18 protein-coding genes are annotated in these 15,779 nt (G+C 38.5%); 14 read left to right on the top strand and 4 right to left on the bottom strand.

All coding sequences use genetic code 11. From position 1 onward, the window contains the following. Positions 1–42 precede the first annotated feature (42 nt). Positions 43–393, bottom strand: a complete 351-nt coding sequence (locus tag ACYSNQ_RS01400) for a DUF3899 domain-containing protein (protein ID WP_426080979.1) — start codon at positions 391–393, stop codon at positions 43–45. Between the two features lie 87 nt (positions 394–480). Between ACYSNQ_RS01400 and opp3b the strand changes: the two genes are divergently transcribed. From opp3b to rplT, 9 genes are all read left to right on the top strand, one after another. After that, positions 481–1,422: an oligopeptide ABC transporter permease gene (gene opp3b, locus ACYSNQ_RS01395; RefSeq protein ID WP_426080978.1), complete on the top strand. Its 942-nt coding sequence runs from the start codon at positions 481–483 to the stop codon at positions 1,420–1,422. Continuing rightward, on the top strand, positions 1,422–2,474 hold the full coding sequence (gene opp3C, locus ACYSNQ_RS01390; protein ID WP_426080977.1) for an oligopeptide ABC transporter permease: 1,053 nt from the start codon (positions 1,422–1,424) through the stop codon (positions 2,472–2,474). The genes opp3b and opp3C overlap by 1 nt, the downstream gene beginning before the upstream one ends. 5 nt (positions 2,475–2,479) lie before the next feature. Continuing rightward, positions 2,480–3,553: an ABC transporter ATP-binding protein gene (locus ACYSNQ_RS01385; RefSeq protein ID WP_426080976.1), complete on the top strand. Its 1,074-nt coding sequence runs from the start codon at positions 2,480–2,482 to the stop codon at positions 3,551–3,553. Further along, positions 3,543–4,502 carry an ABC transporter ATP-binding protein gene (locus ACYSNQ_RS01380; RefSeq protein ID WP_426080975.1) on the top strand — a complete coding sequence of 320 codons (960 nt, stop codon included), beginning with the start codon at positions 3,543–3,545 and terminating at the stop codon, positions 4,500–4,502. Before ACYSNQ_RS01385 ends, ACYSNQ_RS01380 begins: the two co-directional genes overlap by 11 nt. A 343-nt stretch (positions 4,503–4,845) precedes the next feature. Continuing rightward, positions 4,846–5,955, top strand: a complete 1,110-nt coding sequence (locus ACYSNQ_RS01375; RefSeq protein WP_426080974.1) for an RNA-guided endonuclease TnpB family protein — start codon at positions 4,846–4,848, stop codon at positions 5,953–5,955. A gap of 246 nt (positions 5,956–6,201) precedes the next feature. Then, positions 6,202–7,005, top strand: a complete 804-nt coding sequence (locus ACYSNQ_RS01370) for a Cof-type HAD-IIB family hydrolase (protein ID WP_426080973.1) — start codon at positions 6,202–6,204, stop codon at positions 7,003–7,005. A gap of 349 nt (positions 7,006–7,354) precedes the next feature. Beyond that, complete coding sequence (infC, locus tag ACYSNQ_RS01365) at positions 7,355–7,876, top strand: translation initiation factor IF-3 (protein ID WP_426080972.1); 522 nt, start codon at positions 7,355–7,357, stop codon at positions 7,874–7,876. 61 nt (positions 7,877–7,937) lie between these two features. Next, a complete protein-coding gene (gene rpmI / locus ACYSNQ_RS01360) occupies positions 7,938–8,138 on the top strand; it encodes a 50S ribosomal protein L35 (RefSeq protein WP_426080971.1) in 201 nt (66 codons plus the stop codon). A 196-nt stretch (positions 8,139–8,334) separates the two neighbouring features. Continuing rightward, the gene (rplT, locus tag ACYSNQ_RS01355; RefSeq protein WP_426080970.1) at positions 8,335–8,694 is read left to right on the top strand and encodes a 50S ribosomal protein L20; all 360 of its coding nucleotides are present in this window, start codon (positions 8,335–8,337) and stop codon (positions 8,692–8,694) included. A gap of 394 nt (positions 8,695–9,088) precedes the next feature. Here the strand turns inward: rplT and ACYSNQ_RS01350 are convergent, their stop codons facing one another. The 3 genes from ACYSNQ_RS01350 to ACYSNQ_RS01340 all read right to left on the bottom strand — a co-directional run bounded on the left by ACYSNQ_RS01350 (position 9,089) and on the right by ACYSNQ_RS01340 (position 11,666). Further along, entirely contained in the window at positions 9,089–9,409 is a 321-nt protein-coding gene (locus ACYSNQ_RS01350) for a transposase (protein WP_426081157.1), read from the bottom strand. A gap of 746 nt (positions 9,410–10,155) precedes the next feature. After that, entirely contained in the window at positions 10,156–11,295 is a 1,140-nt protein-coding gene (locus ACYSNQ_RS01345) for a M56 family metallopeptidase (protein WP_426080969.1), read from the bottom strand. Next, entirely contained in the window at positions 11,292–11,666 is a 375-nt protein-coding gene (locus ACYSNQ_RS01340) for a BlaI/MecI/CopY family transcriptional regulator (RefSeq protein ID WP_426080968.1), read from the bottom strand. The genes ACYSNQ_RS01345 and ACYSNQ_RS01340 overlap by 4 nt, the downstream gene beginning before the upstream one ends. Positions 11,667–11,875: 209 nt before the next feature. Between ACYSNQ_RS01340 and ACYSNQ_RS01335 the strand changes: the two genes are divergently transcribed. From ACYSNQ_RS01335 to ACYSNQ_RS01315, 5 genes are all read left to right on the top strand, one after another. Further along, positions 11,876–12,808, top strand: coding sequence for a DUF5067 domain-containing protein (locus ACYSNQ_RS01335; RefSeq protein WP_426080967.1), 933 nt, complete (start codon positions 11,876–11,878; stop codon positions 12,806–12,808). Between the two features lie 80 nt (positions 12,809–12,888). Then, the gene (locus tag ACYSNQ_RS01330) at positions 12,889–13,344 is read left to right on the top strand and encodes a hypothetical protein (protein WP_426080966.1); all 456 of its coding nucleotides are present in this window, start codon (positions 12,889–12,891) and stop codon (positions 13,342–13,344) included. A 166-nt stretch (positions 13,345–13,510) separates the two neighbouring features. After that, a complete protein-coding gene (locus ACYSNQ_RS01325) occupies positions 13,511–14,014 on the top strand; it encodes an LURP-one-related/scramblase family protein (RefSeq protein WP_426080965.1) in 504 nt (167 codons plus the stop codon). A gap of 186 nt (positions 14,015–14,200) precedes the next feature. Then, positions 14,201–14,695: a GyrI-like domain-containing protein gene (locus tag ACYSNQ_RS01320; protein ID WP_426080964.1), complete on the top strand. Its 495-nt coding sequence runs from the start codon at positions 14,201–14,203 to the stop codon at positions 14,693–14,695. A gap of 19 nt (positions 14,696–14,714) precedes the next feature. Next, positions 14,715–15,563 (top strand): AraC family transcriptional regulator, encoded by an 849-nt coding sequence (locus ACYSNQ_RS01315; protein ID WP_426080963.1) that lies wholly within the window; start codon positions 14,715–14,717, stop codon positions 15,561–15,563. The last annotated feature ends 216 nt before the right edge of the window (positions 15,564–15,779 follow it).

The following is a 15,779-nucleotide window of genomic DNA, read 5'->3' as shown; positions in this document are numbered from 1 at the left end:
GCCATTTTTAGGAAAAGGCAACGGTCCTCTTGCTATCTTTGCTTAGAAAAAGTAAAATAGTAAGGAAACAATAGCTGGAATCAGCAGAAATCCTCCGGTAACGAGCCAGAAATACCGATGGGCAATGCCGATTTCTGAAAACGGGATGAATTCTTTCGGCTCGTTTTTCTTTCTTAAATGAAACGCGTTTTTCATAAAACGCTGAAAGTTATCAAAAAAGCCAGAGGACATAGTCCAAAGTGCGATTCCGATAATGAGAAAGAAAAGAGAGACGATAAAGAAGGAGTCCGATATTGATTGGGCAGTAACTGATTTTTTAGTTAAAAATAAATAGATAAATATACCAAAACTGGAAATGAGGAAAGTGGCAAATGGCCATTTTAAATTTTTCATGGGTTCATCCTTGTCTATATTAGTTTTATTGTCTATACTTTATCGAAAACAGCTGTTGAAGTCAAAATAATTTCGGAGGTGTCATTCTTGAACAGTTTTGGGAAGTATTTTCTTAAACGTGTCTTTTTCATGATAATCACATTGTGGTTAATCGCAACGATTACGTTTTTCTTAATGCAATTATTACCAGGTACTCCATATACCAACCAAGAAAAACTTAGTCCAGAAACCATTGCCATGTTGAACAAACAATCAGGACTGGATAAGCCGGTTCTCGTTCAATACGGAATCTATTTGAAAAACCTTGTAGTCGGTGATTTTGGGATTTCATTCCAATTTAAAAATCAGCCGGTAGCTAAATTATTAGTAAACCGGATTGGACCTTCAGTACAACTGGGGGGACAAGCCATTCTATTCGGAACATTAGTCGGTATTTTACTCGGTGTTATTGCAGCAATGCGTCAAAATACTTGGGTAGATACATTAGCGACTTTAATGGCCATCTTAGGCCGTTCAATTCCGAACTTCGTCTTTGCCGTACTGCTTCAATATGTATTTGCAATGAAGCTGGGCTGGCTGCCAATCGCAAAATGGGAAACCTTTGCGTCTACGATTTTACCGACACTTGCCTTAGCAATGAGTCCATTGGCTGACTCGGCCAGGTTTATTCGAACCGAAATGGTAGAGGTTCTTCATAGTGACTATGTAGAACTGGCGAGAGCAAAAGGGTTGAGCCGCTGGCAAGTAGCATTTAGACATGGATTAAGAAATAGTTTAATCCCATTGATTACATTATTAGGACCTTTAGCTGTCGGTTTGATGACAGGGTCGCTGGTTGTAGAGAACATTTTTGCAATACCGGGTATCGGTGAGCAGTTTGTTAAATCGATTATGACCAATGACTATCCAACAATTATGGCCGTAACAATTCTTTATTCTACAATGCTGGTTATTGTTATTCTTGTTGTTGACTTGCTTTATGGATTAATCGATCCAAGAATCCGTGTTTCAGGAGGTGACCGTAGCTAATGGAAACAATCAAAAGAAATGCAGTACCGGAATCAGTAAGTGGGATTCCTTCTGGAGAGTTTGAGCTTTTAGATGCGTCGACTTCCAAAGAAAGAGAACGAATTGCTGCGCCGTCGCTAAACTTTATTCAAGATTCATGGCGTCGTCTAAAGAAAAATAAAGCCGCTGTTATCTCAATGGTTATCTTGATTATAATCATCTTAATTTCAATCGGTTCTATCTGGATTTCACCACAGGATCCGACAAAACAGAATGTGGCTTATATTAACCTGCCGCCGAAAATTCCAGGTTTGGAAAGTGTTGACGGTCTGAATGGTAAAGCCGTTGTAGCAGGTAAAATTGTTGATAAATATGAACAAGCGAAAGTTCCCGAAAACTTGAATTTCTATCTTGGAACTGATGGCTTGGGACGGGATGTTTTAAGCCGTCTGCTGATGGGAACACGAGTATCATTGCTGATTGCTTTCATCGCGGCTATTCTCGATATTACTATCGGGGTAACATATGGTCTGATATCGGGACTGTTTGGCGGCCGAGTAGATACTGTAATGCAGCGGATATTAGAAATTCTATCTGGTATCCCAAATCTGGTTGTAATGATTCTGATGCTGACAGTTTTTGATCCGGGAATTCTTTCCATTGTATTAGCGATGGTTGTAACGAACTGGATATCCATGGCCAGGATTGTCCGAGCCCAGACCTTGAAATTGAAGGATCAGGAATTTGTATTGGCTGCACAGACTTTAGGGGAATCCCGTCTGAAAATTGCAGTTAAACACATCCTGCCTAATATTTCAAGTATCATCATTGTGCAAATGATGTTTAGTATTCCGTCTGCTATTTTCTTCGAAGCCTTTCTGAGTTTCATTGGATTGGGCTTGAGACCACCAACCGCTTCACTAGGTACACTGTTGAATGAAGGGTACAAAACGTTCCGCTTCCTGCCGTACCTGATGTGGATTCCGGCAGCAACATTATCTGTGATTATGATTTGTTTCAATTTACTGGCTGACGGTTTGCGTGACGCCTTAGATCCTAAGATGAAAGAGTAGAGTGAATGACTATGGAAAAAGTATTAGAAGTAAAAGATTTACACATCTCTTTTGATACATTCGCAGGAAAAGTTAAAGCTATTCGTGGCGTGAACTTTGACCTCCATAAAGGTGAGACACTAGCAATTGTTGGTGAATCAGGAAGTGGTAAGTCAGTAACGACAAGAACAATCATGCGCCTGCTGAGCAGTAATGCGAATATCGACAGTGGTGAAATCCTGTTCAAAGGATCAGATATTGTCCATAAAACAGAAAAAGAGATGCAGAAAATTAGAGGAAAAGAAATTGCAATGATCTTTCAGGATCCAATGACTTCTTTAGATCCGACAATGCCTATCGGCAGACAAGTTGCAGAGTCTTTGATTAAACATAATAAAGTATCAAAAGCTGAGGGCTTAGCTCAGGCATTGGAACTGCTTAAATTAGTAGGGATTCCTAATGCTGAAAAACGACTGAAAAACTACCCTCACCAGTTTTCAGGCGGGCAGCGCCAGCGGATTGTTATTGCAATTGCGTTGATTTGTTACCCGGAAGTCTTGATTGCAGATGAACCGACAACAGCTCTTGATGTAACTATTCAAGCGCAAATTCTTGAATTATTAAAAGATTTGCAGCAAAAAATCAGCACCTCAATCATTTTTATTACCCATGACTTAGGGGTGGTAGCAAATGTAGCTGACCGTGTAGCTGTTATGTACGGCGGTCGAATTATTGAAGTAGGTACCTCTGAAGAAATTTTCTACAATCCGCAGCACCCATATACCTGGGGATTGCTAGGCTCTATGCCGACTCTTGAAGGAACAGAGGATAAGCTGTATGCAATTCCAGGTTCACCTCCGGATTTACTGGACCCTCCAAAAGGAGATGCCTTCTATCCGCGGAATGAATTTGCGTTGAAAATTGATGCTGAGCAGGAGCCGCCATATTTTGAGGTTTCTCCAACGCATAAAGCAGCAACATGGCTGTTGGCACCGCAAGCGCCGAAAGTAACACCTCCGGCAGAAATTGAAAGACGCTGGGCTATCTATAAAGAGCGTCATAAAGAATCTGAAACAGGAGGGCTGAACAGTGAATCTTGAGAAACGTAAAAAACTGTTAGACGTTAAAGGATTAAAGCAGTATTTTAATATTGGACGTCCTGATGAAGTAAAAGCGGTTGACGATGTCAGCTTTCATATTTATGAAGGAGAAACGTTTGGACTGGTAGGAGAATCAGGAAGTGGTAAATCAACTACTGGACGAAGCGTAATTCGTTTATACAACCCAACCGGCGGAGAAATTATCTTCGATGGGGAAAATATTGCAGACATTCGTTCAAAAGAGAAGATGCAGTCCTTCCGCAGAGAAGTTCAAATGATTTTCCAGGATCCATATGCATCTCTTAATCCTAGAATGAAGGTTAATGATATTATTGCTGAAGGTATTGATATCAATAATTTGGCTAAAAATGATAAAGAACGCACAGAAAAAGTTGAAGAGCTGTTAAAAGTTGTAGGACTTGATCCAAGTCATGCTTCTCGTTATCCTCATGAGTTTTCAGGTGGACAGCGTCAGCGGATTGGTATCGCTCGTGCTTTAGCAGTAGATCCAAAATTCATTATCTGTGACGAACCAATTTCTGCCTTGGATGTATCGATTCAGGCACAGGTTGTAAACTTGCTGCAGGATTTACAAAAAGAAGCGGGATTAACTTATCTGTTTATTGCTCATGACCTTTCTATGGTAAAACACATCAGTGACCGTATTGGGGTTATGCATAGCGGTAAACTGCTGGAAATGGGTTCAAGTGATGACATTTATAATTTTGGTGTTCATCCATATACAGAAAGTCTGCTTTCTGCAATTCCGCTTCCGGATCCAGATTATGAGCGGTCACGTAAACGGATTGTTTACACACCGCAGAAAGAAGATGGAAAAGATCGTCAGCTGCGTGAAGTGGCTCCGGAGCACTACGTATATTGTTCAGAAGATGAAGTGGAACAATTCCGTGAAAAAATTGCAACCAAAAAAGCTCAGGCACGCCGTTAATCGGTAAAGTTAGTGAGTCAATAATCTGGAGAAACGGATGGATGAGGGTCTGTTTCTTCAGATTTACTAATAGATAATTGCTGAAAACGGACAATACTAATTTTAGAAATAGAGAGATTCAGCCTATTTTCAAAATTGCTGTTTTTGTTTCAGCTATTGTTTGTATCTAAAGATGAAAAGGGAGTGGGCATTTGGTTGTCCCACTTACTTTTATATTCGGGCTTAATAAAGGAAAAAATGAAGAAGTGGTCTGACCAGGTGTTTATTAAGCAGCGGCCGCAACCAATGAAACAACTATAGCATGCGGATCGGTGTCGGACTGTTCGAACAGGACGGTGGACTGGTGAAGGTACTAAAAGCGTATAAATACAGAATTTATCCCACGCCGCCTCAAATCGATTTTTTTGAAAAAACTTTTTCTTGTGTCTGTATGGTTCATAACTTGCTGCTGCAGGATAGGATTCATTTTTACAAAGAATCAAAAACTGGGAATGGGAGTAAGTTCCAGAAAATTCCTACACCGGCAAAATATAAAAAACGATATCCATTGCTGAAGGAAGTGGACAGCTTAGCCTTGGCTAATGCTCAGATACATTTGGAAAGAACACTGAAGCAGTATTATAATGGAAAAAATATCGGTTTTCCCAAACTGAAAACTAAAAAAAATCCTGTGACCTCCTATACAACGAATAATCAAAATGGAACCATAAAATTTGTTGCTTTAAATTATTTGAAAATTCCAAAATTAAAGTCGTTGATAAAAGTGAAGGTTCACAGAGAGTTAAAGGGAAAAATAAAATCAGCAACAATTTCACGGTCAACCAGTGGAAAATACTTTGTATCAATCTTATGCGAGGAAACTATTGCCTGCAAAGAGAAAACTAATCAAGCTGTAGGAATCAGTCTAGGCTGTTCTCATTTTGCTGTCTTATCAAATGGGAAAAAAATAGATAATGATCAGCTGACAGAAGAAATCGAACGGAAAATTCGACGTGAGGAAAAGAAACTAGTCAGGAAAAAGAATCTGGCAGTTGCAAGAGGGCTGGATTTATTAAAGCAGAAGAACTATCTAAAGCAGAAAATAAAGGTTGCTAAGTTAAGAGAGAAGCTTTTGAATCAGCGTCATGATTTCCTCAATAAGGTTACGACAGAGCTGATTAACCAATATGACTTTATTTGTGTAGAGGATATTCATAAAGAAGATTTCTGCCGTAATGATAAGCTGAATAAACGAGTTTCTGATGTGTCATGGTCTTTATTTGTGTCCAAGCTTGAATACAAAGCATTGTGGCATGAAAAGCAATTGCTGAAGCTCAAAAAAAACGGGGAAGCAGTCACATCTAGTGAAACAATCAATCCTCATCTGATTTGTGATATTGATGAGGAGCGGGGTCAAGCAGACAGGGAGACTGCGGCCAGTATTCAGCTGTTGCGGCAGGGCTTGAGGAAATAAGTATGAAAAACTGTAGGGACTACAGGGTTAGCCCAGGGCATATAAGGTAGCAAAGACCTCTTTCTGGGAAGCTTTTGATTGGATTCAAGGCAGTTCACTAATTATTAAATGGGATATAGTCACTCATCTTTGGTAAAGGCTAAAGATGAGTTTTTTGTTATAAGAAAGAGTAATTTCAGCTGCTGAACATGATACAATAGATGAGAGCGGATTATTTGCTAAACATATTGGAGGTAGAGAATAATTATGACAGTTAAAATGATAGCAGTAGATATGGATGGAACGTTTTTGAATAGCATGCAGGATTATGATAGGGAACACTTTGCTGAGCTGTATAAAAAAATGAAGGAGCAAGGCATACGGTTCGTTGTTGCCAGCGGGAATCAATATTACCAGCTGAAATCTTTTTTTCCTGAGATTGAAAAGGAATTGTCCTTCGTTGCAGAAAATGGCGCATATGTAGTTAGTGAGAATCAGGAAATTTTCTATGGTGAAATGATGCAGGAAACAGTTGATGATGTGCTGGATGTACTTTATCATTTTAACGGCGCTCATACAATTCTTTGCGGGAGAACTAGCGCCTATGTTAGAGAGGATGAATCTGAAAGCTTTGTAGCCTATGGCAGTAAATACTATCATCGTTTGAAAAAGGTGCCGGATTTAAAAAAAGTAGAAAATGATGTATTTTTTAAGTTTGCGTTGAGTTTTCCAGTTGGTCAGGTTGAACAAGCAGTTGAAGAGTTGGAACAAGTGCTGGAGGGGAGATTAGTCCCTGTATCCAGTGGTCATGAGGATGTGGACTTGATTATTCAAGGCACGCACAAAGCCAGCGGACTTGAACGGCTGCAGCAGCTGTGGGGCATCAAGGCCGAAGAAATTGCCGCCTTTGGCGACAGCGGTAATGATATTGAAATGCTGAAGCACGCAGGCTATAGTTTTGCGATGGCCAACGCACATCCCAAAGTAAAGGAAGCGGCAAAAGAAGTAATTCTTTCAAACGATGAAAGCGGCGTGCTGAAAAAAATTGAAGAGCTGCTTGCAGCAATTTAATTCCCAATAGAATCAAAGCATGAGACAAATACTACTCAAAGAAAAAAGAGTGATAAACATTTGTTTGCATGTTTTATGTGGTTGCTGTGATTTTTACAAAGTAGTTATTGACAAGTTGAGGACTATCGTATATACTATTGAAGTTGAGAAAATAAAAGCAGAAGCACCCGCTTCTCGCCTTAGTTGAGAACATCACTGGGCTAGATAAGAGGATTCCTTATATCAGTTAGGATATGAGTCAGACTTTACGCGGGTTCTTATGGAGCCCGTTTTTTTATGCGATTATCTGCTGACTTAAGGAAATGATAAAGCTTTCCGCTATACTTTCTCTTAAAAAACTTGGAGGTGAATGACCATAGCAAAGGATATGATGGTGAACGACGGCATTCGTGCACGTGAGTTACGTTTGATCGGGCAAGATGGGGAACAATTAGGTGTAAAGACAAAGTCAGAAGCGCTGCAAATCGCTGAAACTGCAAACCTAGACCTAGTCCTTGTTGCACCAGGCGCTAAACCACCTGTGGCACGAATCATGGATTACGGAAAGTTCCGTTTTGAACAGCAGAAGAAAGAGCGCGAAGCTCGTAAAAAGCAAAAAGTGATCAGCGTAAAAGAAGTTCGTTTAAGTCCGACTATTGATGTCAATGACTTTAACACAAAACTTCGTAATGCACGTAAGTTTTTGGAAAAGGGAGACAAAGTGAAAGCTTCGATCCGTTTTAAAGGCCGTGCCATTACCCATAAAGAGATTGGTCAAAAAGTTCTTGATCGCCTGGCTGAAGAAACTGCAGATATTGCTACAGTGGAACAGAAAGCGAAAATGGATGGACGCAGCATGTTTCTAACGCTGGCACCTAAAAACGACAAGTAATTTGAGAAATATCGATGGATTTGTTCGAGAGAGCAAAAGATTTTGAGGAGGAAAATTAGTCATGCCAAAACAAAAAACACACCGCGGATCAGCAAAACGTTTCAAACGTACTGGTAAGGGCGGATTGAAAAGATTCCGTGCGTTTACAAGTCACCGTTTCCACGGCAAAACAAAAAAACAACGTCGTCAATTACGTAAAGCAGGAATGGTATCAGCAGGCGATTTCAAACGTATTCGCCAACAGTTAGCAGGGATGAAATAAATCGAGGTCGTGATAAAAGCGATTAGCTCTGAGAAATAAGCCAGTACAGCATATTTCCGAAAGAGCTGCTTTAGGAACACCGTTCATTTAAACTTTAAACAGTTTAAAAGGCTGAACTTGATTTTCTAACCAGCCAATTCTTGTAACGAAAAATAAAATCCAAAAAGAAATGATAGATATTTAGGAGGAATTCAACATGGCACGTGTTAAAGGTGGAACAGTAACCCGTAAACGTCGTAAAAAAATCCTTAAGTTAGCGAAAGGCTACTACGGATCAAAACATACTTTATTTAGAACAGCTCAAGAACAGGTAATGAAATCTTACAGCTACGCATACAGAGATCGTCGTCAAAAGAAACGTGATTTCCGTAAATTATGGATTGCACGTATCAATGCGGCAGCTCGTATGAATGGTTTAAGCTATTCTAAATTGATGCACGGTTTGAAATTGGCTGAGATCGATATTAACCGTAAAATGCTTGCTGATTTAGCTGTTAATGATGCAGCTGCTTTCACTGCATTAGCTGAGCAGTCAAAAACTGCTTTAAGCAAATAATAACCAATCAATAAGTAGCGCCCTGCTCAATTCGAGCAGGGCGCTTTTTTATGATTTTCAAAACATCATTAGATTCGGTTCTACGTCAAGTTGTGTTGGTAGGACAAAAACTGAATAAAATAGAAGGACTTGGAATGAAAAAACAGAGATTCTCTGATTTTGTTCCAAGTTTTTTTGAAAAAGCGAAAATAAAGCGAATGATTTTGGCAGCTAAGCCTATAAATTCATTATGCTTTGCCTCGAGTAATCGCAGAGGCAGGCTCCACAAGGTATATTCGTAGCTGAACAGCTAGCTCTAATATAAGGTATGAATGTTACACATTCATCTATCATCGTACGCATACCATCCCACTAAATGTTCCTACACAAGTGGAACTGGTAATTCCCGATTTACCTATAAAGCTGCGGAGATATTCGCTTGTTTCTCTTTTTCATGCTCTGAAAAAATAAGGCCTTGAATACTATAAATACCTGAGCGAAAATGATAAAAATTGCGATAACCATAGGCAACACGTTTGATGACTTTAATCTTGTTGTTTAGCCCTTCGGTCACACCATTGGAGAAAGAATAACGAAAAGCGTTAGTGATTCCTTGTTTGTGTTTCTTGAAGAAGGTCAAGCGCTCATTAAACACAGGAAGTTGAGCGTTGGTTAGATGATGATCATTCTTAATTATTTGCCCTTGATTTTTTACCCCACATTTCTCACAATGCATTGGGCGATAGGTAAGGGTAGCCTTAATTACCTGAGCCTGAACTCCTTTCATTGGTCTATATTCAAGCCAATCCTCTCCAAAGGAGAGGTGGTTATCTGTTAGTCCGAGCAATTTTCTGGTATTCTTATCCATGGGGAACAACCTTTCTGATGATTTGTGGTTTTGGACGATTTCATTTTATCGGTTTGTTGTTCCTTTTTTGTGTTTGAACACTCAAAAAAGTGTTGCAGATTTTCCACCAACACAAAATATTATAGAACCTTAGATTCGGCTGTTTATTACTTTGGACTGTTGTTTTTTTCGAACGGAGACTTGAAAAACTAATACAGGAAGGGTTACACATAATAGGACAAAGACGAAGCCGATTATGGCTAATGGAACAATCGGGAGTAAAAAGTCCATCTGATAACTGTCTGTGATTTTGAAAACCAGCCAGGCAGTGAGAACACCAAGTGTAGATGTTGTAGCTGATAGTCTGGGCTTCGGAATTCTTTGTATTCTTAGCTTCCAGCGATAGTCGAATTCCCCGGGATAGTGTTTGTTCATCTTCTAAGATTAATAGATTACGCATACTTTATTCCTCCTGACTAGAAGGTGTCGGAAAACTCTAGAGGTGAATCGTGATATAGACAGATAAGTGGAGCTGGTTTCTTTCAAAGAATATCTTATGAAGAGCCTCGCAATGGTTAGACAAGCAAAGCTAATCATTGTGAGGCAATTTAATAAAAATCCGATTTTCTTACTACTTATTTTTTGTAAAAGTGTCGTCCCAGCGGCAACTCTTCTTCAATCATTTTTGGAGAAGAACTAGTTGCCCATGTCTCTTCAATGGGGGAGGCAGCTTCTGTTTCGGCAGTAGTAATTGTTTTTCCAGTGTGAGCTCCCAAAGCTAAAGCAATACCAAGCATGAGAAGGGTGACTACTAAATAGATAAAAGTGTCTCTCTTTTTCCGCTCATGTTTTGAAGCAATAGCTTCAAGGCGATTCTTGATTTCATTTGCATTCTCATAAAGAGTGACTGAAGCAACCTTCTCATTATAGGTACCAGAAGATTTCGTCATTTCGATTAAAGTTAAACCGTATTGATAGTGTTCCTCCTGATTCATTAGAGCAATAGCTCCTTCATCACAGGCATATTCACAGCTTTTATTTACTGTTTTGCTTAATTGATAAACCAGAGGATTAAACCAATGAACACAGATAGTGAATTGTACTAGCCACTTGTAGATAAGATCTTTGTTTTTATAATGGATCATTTCGTGCGATAAAATGGCATATAGCTGTCCTTCCGTTAAATCGTCTGTTGGAAGAACGATACAGCTTTTATTTGTACCTAAAAGTAAAGGTGAGGAAATTAGAGGCGTGACATAAAGCTCAACAGCCCCTTTTATATTGTTCTGCTCACAGACTGTACTTAGGATATCTAATACTTCCGGGCGTTCTACTGGGCGCCAGTCAGAACGAATATATTTTTTAAAGCTCTGATACTTTGTCCACTTTTGTACCAGCAGGAAGAAAGCAATAAGCAGCCAGCCATAGAGCAGGTATTGATCGTAGTTATTGCTTTCACGCCCCAAAACTATATTATCGCCAATCACCACATTATCGCCGACAATAATTGGGGGAGCCGGCTGGTTTGCCGGACCGCCTAAGATGGCTTCATAGGCAGAAGTTGATTGAATAAAAGAGTAGAGTGTACCTACGAAACTATACGCAGGCGTGATAGGTAATAAAAAGCGAAGAACGACAATAAGCAGCAATACATATTGAAAACGCCGCGAAAAACGCTTTTTCATGAATAGCTCTGCAGCTTTCCAAACTAAAAACAGGAGAGAGCCGGAAATACTGAGAGAAAAAAGGATACTTAAAAAACGTTCAGCTGTCATTTTTTCTTATTTTCCCAGTAGTCTTTCAACTCATCGATTTCTTTACTGGAAATCAGGTCATTTTGAACTAATGTTGCAATTAAGTCTTTTACTTCTCCCTCGTAAACTTTTCCTACAAACTCTTTTGTTGTTTCCCCTAAATAATCTTGTTCTGTCAACAAAGCAATATATTCATTTTTTCTACCCTTTTTTTTAATTTTTAAAAATTTTTTTTCAGTTAATCGGGATAGAAAAGTCAAAATCGTGTTATTTTTCCATTCAAAGCCTTTCTTATGAAGCTCTTCAACAATTTCAGCCAGCATCATCTTGCTGTCGTGTACCCATATAATTTTCATGATTTCTAATTCAGAATCAGAGATTTGAGAATTCATATTTTCCTCCTTATTATTACCGCAAGCTGAGATAGCTTTCAAAGCTGTATGTCAGCTTGTTTTCTTAAAATCATTATACCAGAGATAATTATTTAAAAGAAACCTGGATTTTAAAGTCAAGAAAAATGTATTTGAAGCGGTTGACAGAAAAGAAATACCTATGTTAGTATAACTACATGATGTAGGTGTTAAAAGATAGGAGGAGGATTGTGACAAAAAAGTACAGTGCTATTATTTTTGTAGCAGCTGTTTCCCTGCTTTTTTCAGGATGTGCTAAGAGTTGTATTGAGACAGAAGAAATGAACAAGTTATCTTCAGTCCAATCAGCAGAGACAACAGATGACGGGAAAATTTCAACGGAAAAAGATATGAATAAAGAAGCGATATATGAAAATTTGGCGAATTATGCAGGAATGCCCAAGATGATTGCTTATTCAGAAATTATAGATGAAACAATCACCTTTGTTGCTCAAATGAGAGGGGAACCTGAAGAGATTATATCAAGCGATGAGACCTTGAATGGTCAATGGTATATTCCTGTTTATTTAATGAGAAATCGTGATACACCCATTTATTTGAATATTTCGAATATTCAGAAAGAAAAATGGCCAAAAAATGGTGATATTCTACAGATTACAGGAAAGCCAGTTGGTTACTTGTTTACTGTGCACAACAATGAAAGAGTAGATGTTTTAGACATTGAAGTAAGTGAACTAAAGGTTCATCTAACAGATTCAGAAAAGGCAGCGGACGGAAAAATTATTGAAACGGATACCTATAAAATAACACTGATTGACACAGCAGTAATCAATGACAGCTTTGAGCGGCTGACGTTAATCTTGTATTACAATTTTAAAAATAAAAAGGAAGTTAACGCCGTACCACCTATACGAACCTATTTTTTCTTTAAACAGGAAGAGGAATTAACTGCAAATTTTTTGGCTAGGGAACACGAATCCTTGAATCCTAGTGCATTAAATTATGAAGTGTTGGAACCAAATGTTGAGCTGCTATACTATACCGCTGTATTACTGTCCAATCAGAATGAACCGGTGGAATTAACCGTTTATGATGACGAATACAACTTATTGAGCAGAGTCGTTCTCCCAGTACCAACTTCAGAGGAACTAAGCAAAAGGTAAAAAGATTTGACGAAAAAGAGCTTTTCTCTTTTTTTATAAAAAGAAACGACAAGATTAGTTAAGATTGGGAGCGAATAAAGATGAAAAAAACAATAATTTTAGGTGCCGTTTTATTAAGTTTAACAGGTTTGGGATTAGCCGGCTGCGGATCAAATGAAAGTCAAAGCGGGAACAAGGCAGAGCAAAGTACTAAAGCGAATCAAAAGTCGAGGGAATTTGATGAGATTCAGGTAGGGCTTAGTAAAGATGATTTGACAAAAACATATGGAGCGCCAAAAGAAACAATAACAGATATGACAAAGGTTATGCAGGAATTTACTACAGACATGACTACGCTGCAAAGTGCTGCTGAAGACCAAAAAACACAGGAAAAGCTAGTTAATTTTTTTGGCGGCAGTCAAGAGAAAATGCAGGAAGAATTAACAAACATGCTGGCAAATGCTGATGAAGGACTTGAAATGCTGGTTTATGAAAACGCTGGAGAAACTATTCGGATTTATCTAACCGGAAGCAAGGTCTTATTAAGAACCTTCTAAGTAAATCATGAAGATAAATGGGGCTGTGATATCAGTATGCCTCAGTCCCTTAAAGCCAAATAAAGGGTGTTTCAGAAGTAACTTCTTCGACAATAAGGCGAACACTTCTGTCACAACCTCCTATAGATAGTAAAACAAAATTGAAATTATTAATGGAGTGTGAATCATGAAATTTATTATCAAGCAAAAATTGGTTGCTTTAAAACCAAGCTATGAAATTTTAGACGGCGCTGGAAATGCAGTCTATAAAGTGAAGGGGAGCTTTTTAGGCCGTGAGAACTTTGAGATTGTAGATATGGACAACCAAACCGTAGCTAAGTGTGGAACAGATGTCAATTTTATGAGTGTGCTAGGCTCATTCTTGAGATATAATTTTAAAAAATATCATATTACTGTAGAAGACCAAAAAGTTTTATCCATTGCCCGTTCATTGAATATCTTCTCTTATAAATTCAATATTGATTCTTCTTTGGGAGAAGTAAAAATGGGCTTTGGAGCCACCGGAAGTCACCAGCTTGTTTTAGATAAGGATATTCTATGTGATATCGACAAAAGAAAACTAACTATGGGGGGCGATGAATACCATATAGAAATCGATGATGCACATGATCATCGGGTCTTTCTTCTATCAACTATCGCTTTGGACCGGATTTATTATACGAAAAGATAGTTCGGCTGAAGCTCCAAGTACTGCTTACTTTGCTCTTTTCTGTGGAAGGCTGCCGAAAAAGCTAAATTCTTGAGATTATCAAATACAGGATTTGAAAAAACCTTACACTTCTTAACCGAAATTGTAAGGTTTTCTTTTTTTATGTTTGGTAAAGTTAAGACATCAAGAAATAAGGAGCGATTTATTATGGAATATAGAATTGAAGAATTAGGCGAGTTTAAATTAGCAGGTTATGTTAAGCATACAACAAATGCGTTAATGAAAGGGATGAGAGATTGTCCTTCATTCTGGAAAAAAATAATGAAAGAAGGTAAAAATGAACAATTATTACCATTGATTAATCAAGCACCATTTGGTTTGATTGGAGCAAGCGTGTATAATGTAGACAGTAAAAACAGTAAAAGATTTGATTATTATATCGCAGCTGCAACTACACATGAAACTCCAGAAGATATGAATGATTATATAGTGCCTGCAGCAACATGGGCTGTATTTCCCTGCACACGAAAAACTTCTGGGAAGACACAAATGAACATTGTGAAAAAATGGGCGCCAAATTCAGGCTATGACTTATTAAACACTGGCTATGCTTCTGGGAAAATGACTTCTGTTGCACCAGATATGGAGGTTTACAGTGCTGGAGAAGAAGTGGAAATCTGGGTTCCAGTTAGAAAAAAGTAAATTAGAGAGGATGATAATAATGATAAATTGGCTGGACGGTATGAATAAAGTAGTGATGTATATTGAAAATCATTTGGATGAGGAAATTGATTATGAAGAGCTGGGGAAAATTCTTGGTTATTCCACCTATCACATGCAGCGGTTATTTTTAATGGTTGCTGGAGTATCCATTTCAGAATACATTCGCTGCCGCAGATTATCAAAAGCTGCTCATGAAATTATTAGCGGAAGCTCAGTGACTGATACAGCATATCGATATGGTTATAGCTCGCCAACTTCATTTAGCAGAGCCTTTAAAGCAATGCACGAAGTTACACCAAAGGATATAAAAAAAGGTGGTGTGATGGTCAAGGCATATCCACCGCTTTCCTTTGAACTATCTATCAAAGGAGCTAATACATTGAATTATCGAATTGTTCAGATGGATGGGTTTAAGGTTGTAGGGAAAAAAATTCATACAACGATGGAAAATGGCATGAGCTATCAGGAATTACCAAAGTTTTGGCAGCAGACGCAACAAAGCGGTGAAATCCCAGCTATTTTATCTTTGATGGATAGAGAACCAATGGGATTGCTAGGAATTAGTGACTATAACCCTAAGCTGGACGAAAGCACATTTGATTATTATATTGGTGCTGCTACTGGTAAAGAGACACCAGATGGATTCTTTGAATTAACGGTTCCAGCAGCGACATGGGCGGCGTTTCCTCATAAACTTAGTTTACCGGAGGAGGTACAGCAGTTTCAAAAGAAAATCGTAACAGAGTGGCTACCGACCAGCGGCTATCAATTTGCATTTGGTCCGGATATCGAAGTTTATGGAAAAGAAGGAGATATGGAGACCTGGATTCCAGTAACGCCTATTTAAAAGAACGCTTTATGGGATAGATAAAATAGACACACTTCAGCTTATTCTTAGCACCAAGGTCTGCTAAGAATAAACTGAAGTGTGTTTTCTGTTGTAGCTTTTTAGCGGGCAAATTATATTTGCGATAAAATCGCTGATAGGAATTGCAGTTATTTCAGTTTGAGTAGCATGTATTCATTATTTACGGAAGAACTATTTTTAAATTCTATAGACGAA

The organism is Enterococcus sp. LJL51, from assembly GCF_054871795.1.
The sequence above is the reverse complement of the archived record's forward strand: the minus strand, read 5'-3'. Positions and strand labels throughout refer to the sequence as shown.